The organism is Nocardia carnea, from assembly GCF_029869215.1.
GTDB classification, from domain to species: Bacteria; Actinomycetota; Actinomycetes; order Mycobacteriales; family Mycobacteriaceae; genus Nocardia; species Nocardia carnea_B.
Genome location: NZ_JARWPM010000304.1, coordinates 1 through 3,997 on the forward strand (window position 1 = coordinate 1; position 3,997 = coordinate 3,997).

The 3,997-nt window shown below is 67.7% G+C and carries 4 protein-coding genes and 1 pseudogene; 2 read left to right on the forward strand and 3 right to left on the reverse strand.

The genetic code is table 11. The features are described 5' to 3' along the window. Positions 1 to 132: pseudogene (locus QH276_RS35575) on the forward strand (hypothetical protein); the annotation flags it as partial. A gap of 93 nt (positions 133 to 225) precedes the next feature. On the opposite strand, the gene QH276_RS21510 reads toward QH276_RS35575, so the two are convergent. From QH276_RS21510 to QH276_RS21520, 3 genes are all read right to left on the reverse strand, one after another. Beyond that, complete coding sequence (locus tag QH276_RS21510) at positions 226 to 564, reverse strand: DUF6401 family natural product biosynthesis protein (RefSeq protein ID WP_280397475.1); 339 nt, start codon at positions 562 to 564, stop codon at positions 226 to 228. A gap of 78 nt (positions 565 to 642) precedes the next feature. Next, positions 643 to 1,164, reverse strand: a complete 522-nt coding sequence (locus QH276_RS21515) for a DUF4254 domain-containing protein (RefSeq protein WP_280397474.1) — start codon at positions 1,162 to 1,164, stop codon at positions 643 to 645. Positions 1,165 to 1,383: 219 nt separating this feature from the next. After that, a complete protein-coding gene (locus tag QH276_RS21520) occupies positions 1,384 to 2,559 on the reverse strand; it encodes an acyl-CoA dehydrogenase family protein (protein ID WP_280397473.1) in 1,176 nt (391 codons plus the stop codon). 159 nt (positions 2,560 to 2,718) lie between these two features. On the opposite strand from QH276_RS21520, the gene QH276_RS21525 reads away from it, so the two are divergent. After that, complete coding sequence (locus QH276_RS21525) at positions 2,719 to 3,861, forward strand: cystathionine gamma-synthase (protein ID WP_280397472.1); 1,143 nt, start codon at positions 2,719 to 2,721, stop codon at positions 3,859 to 3,861. The last annotated feature ends 136 nt before the right edge of the window (positions 3,862 to 3,997 follow it).

A 3,997-nucleotide genomic window follows, 5' to 3' on the forward strand; every position in this document is an offset into this window, starting at 1 on the left:
GGCGGGGTTTGGGGTGTGGGGCGGGGGTCGGCGGTTAATCAGGACGGTGCGTCGAATGGTTTGACGGCGCCGAACGGTCCGTCGCTGGTGCGGGTGATCCGGGCGGCGCTGGCGAGTGCGGGGCTGGGTGCGGCCCACCCCCCCCCCCTGCTTACCCGCGGTAAATAACAACTGTCCCCCCCGCCCCCGGGCCCCCGGGCCCACGGCGGAATGCCGTCTACCGCGTCAGCGCGCCGGATACCCGGCCTGCTGGCAGGCACCGGCGAGGCGCAGATGTAACCATTCGGCGGTCGCCCAATCGGCGGGTTCGGTGAGCGGCGCGGTCAGTTCGTGCATCAGGCCGCGCATATAACCGGCCACCAGAACGGTGGTGGGGGCTTGCGCCGTGGAGTCGATACCGAGTTCGAGGATGTCGCGTACCGCGGCGGCATGCTGATCGAGCACCGCCGATAAACCGGGAAGCGCGGCGGCCGCGGCGCGCGCCGGAGCCCCGTGCGTCCGGTGGACGCCCTCCAGGAAACGGCGGGCGGAAACTTCGAACACACGGGGACCCAGGGCGAACATATCCTGATGGTAACAACGCGCCGCTCTATATCGAATTGTGATATAAGGCGCATTTATGCAGGTGGCGGCGGCGAAAGATCAGGTCCTGCGGCGTACGGGCTCGGCGCCGGTCACCAGGTCCGTCCATTCGTCGGCCAGCAGTGCCAGCCGATACCACGCCGCATGCACCCGGTCGTCGGAGACGCGTTCGCAATGATGCAGCAGGTGGTTCGCGTGCACATGTGCGGCGGCCATCCGATCGATCGTCTTTCCCAGGGAATCGGCCCGCGGCCGGCGGGCGCGCGCCTCGGTGACCCGGTCGCTGATCCAGCGGTCGATCAATTCGACGACTTCGGCGCGGCGGCAATCTATTCCGGCCGTCGACAGCGGATCGCCGTGCCGGCGGCGGTGCAGATGGGCCAGGGTGTTCGCCCACGCCAGCAGGGGCTGGGCGGTTTGTGGATGCTCGGCCGCGGTGAACGCGGCGACGAGTTCGCGCTGATCGGGTAATCGTAGGGTGGCGGTGCGGTCGCGCGAACTGCGCGCGACTTTCGAACTGGCGGCGGATTTCGCCGTGGTAGCCGGTCGCCGATTGCCCGGTCCGGGCGACTGCGAATTCATAACGCACCTCCGTGTACTTCACCCGGGACGCTTTCCCGACCCGCCCTGGGTGCGCATATCAGAGTGCGCCGTCCGCCCGGCGGATGGGTGACACGAAGATGGCTCGAGGATGACGGTTGGTAACAATGTCCTCCGCCGGAGCGGGACACGTTGTGAGGCAGTGTATTCGCCGGTAACCGCGAGTGGACCGGGATGAAATGGCAAGTGGCTCCGGCGCGCTCAGCGAAATGCCGCGCTGCCCGTCAGCGCCTTGCCCAGCACCAGTTGATGCACCTCGGCGGTGCCCTCGTAGGTGAGTACCGATTCGAGATTGTTCGCGTGCCGCAGCACCGGATAGTCGAGGGTTATTCCGTTGGCGCCCAATATCGTGCGGCATTCCCGGGCGATCGCGATCGCTTCGCGGGTGCTGTTCAGTTTTCCGGCGCTCACCTGTTGCGGTGTGAGTTCGCCGCGATCCTTCAAACGCCCCAGATGCAATGCCAGTAGCTGGCCCTTACCCCATTCCACGGCCATATCCGCCAATTTCGCCTGGGTCAGTTGATACGCCGCCAGGGGCTTGTCGAAAACCGCTCGGGTGCGCGCGTAATCGATCGCCGCCTGCAAACAGTCCCGGGCCGCGCCCAGCGCGCCGAAGATGATTCCGAACCGGGCTTCGCTCAGGCAGGACAGCGGGGCCGAGAGGCCCTCGGAGCCGGGCAGTACGGCCGTACCGGGTAGCCGGACGTCGTCGAGCGTCAGTTCGGCCGTGATCGACGCGCGCAGCGAGAGTTTCCGGGCCATCTCCCGGGTCGTGAAACCGGGGGTGCCGGCCGGTACCAGGAAACCGCGGACGACATCTTTGCCTTGCACGTCCACCTTTGCCCACACCACCGCGATATCGGCGACCGAACCGTTGGTGATCCACATCTTCGATCCGTTGAGCACCCAGTCGTCGCCGTCGCGCCGGGCCCGGGTGCGCATACCGCCCGGATCGGACCCGAAATCCGGTTCGGTGAGCCCGAAACAGCCCAGCATGCGGCCCGCCGCCATTTCCGGTAGCCATTCGGTCTTCTGTTCCTCGGAACCGAACTTGTGAATCGCGGTCATCGCGAGCGACCCCTGCACCGATACCAGCGAGCGCAACCCGGAATCGGCCGCCTCCAGTTCCTGGCAGGCCAGGCCGTACGCGGTCGCCGGGAGCCCGGCGCAGCCGTAACCCTCCAGATGCATCCCCAGCACACCCAGTGTCCCGAGTTCCGGCGCGATCTCGCGGACCGGGAAAGTGCCGGTCTCGAACCATTCCGCGATATGCGGCCGCACCCGGCGTTCGGTGAACGCCGCGACGGTATCGCGGATCTCCCGTTCCTCGCCGGTGAGCAGGGTGTCTGTCGCGAAAAGTTCGGCCACGGTCTGCATGCGCCCAGCGTAATCCGCACCGGCGGCCCGGTCGGTGCCCGCGGTGGCGCGGTGCTCACGGTGAGCGGCGGAGCTGCGCGTTCGAGTCGCGGACCGCCGCGACGGCCCGACACCGGACCGGCGTGCAAGAAGCCGGCACCCGACGTTTATGGTGGGGCTATGAGCGAACTGGGATTCACCACCAGGGCTGTACACGCCGGTTACGATCCCGATCCGCGCACCGGCGCGGTGAACGTTCCCATCTACGCCAGTTCCACCTTCGCCCAGGACGGCGTGGGCGGGCTGCGTGGCGGGTACGAGTACGCCCGGACCGGCAACCCCACCCGCACGGTCCTGGAAGCCAACCTGGCCGCCCTGGAGAACGGCCGGTACGGCCGAGCGTTCGCTTCCGGGATGGCCGCCACCGACTGTGCGCTGCGCGCCATGCTGCGGCCCGGCGACCATATCGTCATCCCGGACGATGCCTACGGTGGCACGTTCCGGCTGATCGACAAGGTTTTCACCGGCTGGGGTATCAGCTATACGGCGGCCGCCGTCGCCGATATCGACGCGATGCGCGCCGCCATCCGGCCGGAAACCAAGCTGATCTGGGTGGAAACGCCCACCAACCCGCTGCTCAATATCGGTGACATCCCCGCGCTGGCCGATATCGCGCACACCTCGGGCGCCAAACTCGTGGTCGACAACACCTTCGCCACCCCGTACCTGCAGCAGCCGCTGCTGCTCGGCGCCGATGTGGTGGTGCATTCCACCACCAAGTACCTCGGTGGCCACTCCGATGTGATCGGTGGCGCGCTGATCACCGACGACGCCGAACTCGACACCGCCTTCGCGTTCCTGCAGAACGGCGCGGGCGCGGTACCCGGACCGTTCGACGCCTTCCTCACCCTCCGCGGCGCCAAAACTCTGGCGCTGCGGATGGACCGCCACTGCGACAACGCCGAAACGCTCGCCGAATTCCTGTCCCGGAACCCGGCGATCAGCAAGGTCATCTACCCCGGAATGCCGGAACATCCCGGCCACGCCGTCGCCGATAAACAGATGCGGCGGTTCGGCGGGATGATCTCGGTGCGGCTGGCCGGTGGTCTGGAAGCCGCCCGCGACCTGTGCTCGCGCACCGAGGTGTTCACCCTCGCCGAATCGCTCGGCGGTATCGAATCACTGATCGAACATCCTGCCGCCATGACCCACGCCTCCACCGCCGGGTCCGATCTGGAAGTGCCGGCCGATCTGGTACGGCTCTCGGTGGGGATCGAAGACATCAGCGATCTCCTGTCCGACCTCGAGCAGGCGCTGAGCTGAGCGACCGGGAATGAACGAGCGGGCCGTTAACCGGCAAAGGGTTAGGGCCCGGGGGTTTTTGGGCCGGGCCCCCCGGGCCGGGGGGCGGGGGGGGGCCCAAACGGGGGGTTGGGGGGGGGCGGGGCCCCGGGGCACC